Origin of the sequence: Gilliamella sp. WF3-4 (assembly GCF_001690275.1) — a bacterium.
Taxonomy (GTDB): Bacteria; Pseudomonadota; Gammaproteobacteria; order Enterobacterales; family Orbaceae; genus Gilliamella; species Gilliamella apicola_C.
The window spans coordinates 1-1,027 of record NZ_LZGW01000029.1 but is presented as its reverse complement, the minus strand read 5'-3'; the positions used below and the strand labels follow the sequence as shown (position 1 = coordinate 1,027).

The 1,027-nt window shown below is 38.0% G+C and carries 1 protein-coding gene; it reads left to right on the top strand.

The genetic code is table 11. The features are described 5' to 3' along the window. Window positions 1-1,027: peptidoglycan-binding domain-containing protein (locus A9G47_RS06290; protein WP_141674827.1), on the top strand; the 1,027-nt coding region annotated here is incomplete at both ends.

Sequence of the window (1,027 nt, the reverse complement as noted above, 5' to 3'; positions counted from 1 at the left end):
TACGCCGAAGTTGGGCCGCAGAGCGGATAGGGCATTTACTGGTCAAATATGAAAGTGAATGGTATGCCGATGAAGCATTAAGTAAATGGAATGAGATAGATGAGCTGTTTGAAGAAGAAAAGCAACAAAAAAAAGAGTCTATTGAAGCGATATTAGATAAAATCGGCATAATCGAGCCCTATCATCGAGACTTTGCCATGAAAAAAGTGGACGAAGCCCTTGAGCATGTCAAATCAAACTGGCAACTTGAAAAAGAGCAACGCATTAAACCGTCACTGTGGTGGAAAGAAGTGGCACAGGCACAAGCTCAAAACCCAACCGCAAACACTGATGCCAATACCCCTAAACTGTCCAATCTATCCGCAGACGGCAAGGCGTGGTTTATTCATCCGGTGGCGATGATAGATTACTTCCCTAAAAGCGAGATTCTTTTTCAGAAAGGGGATAAGCATGAGGTTATTCGGGAAATTAATATCCGCCTTGCAGGTTTTGGTGGCAATGTACCAACCGATGAATTTACTGAAAGAACAGAAAGGATGATAAAACAGTTTCAACGTGATTATATGCAAGTTGAGGAAACTGGCGTTGTGGATATACAAGTTATACAAGCAATTGATAGATTTCAAGATGAGTATTCAATAGATTCATTTTTTACACAGGCTCAATGCCAATGTTCAACTTTTAAAAATCTGACTGAGCCAACTTGTAATGGTTTTGGGCTTAATAAAACTAATAATGGAAAAACAGGTGCTAATTATGCCTATGGGATTGAATATCCAGGCTTACATCGGACTTTGTTTTGGGTATTAAGAAGTATTATGTTTTATATTGATTCAGATGAACGATATCAACACTTGACTGTAGAAATCGTATCTTCTGGTTATCGATGTTGGGCTGATAATATTTATAATAATCGAAAAAGTACTAACCATATGGGTAAAGCGCTTGATATCCATGTCATTAAAAAAGAAAAAGCAAAATCTGAACACAGTAGAGATGAAAGGATCAATTGTTGTGATTTAGTTCG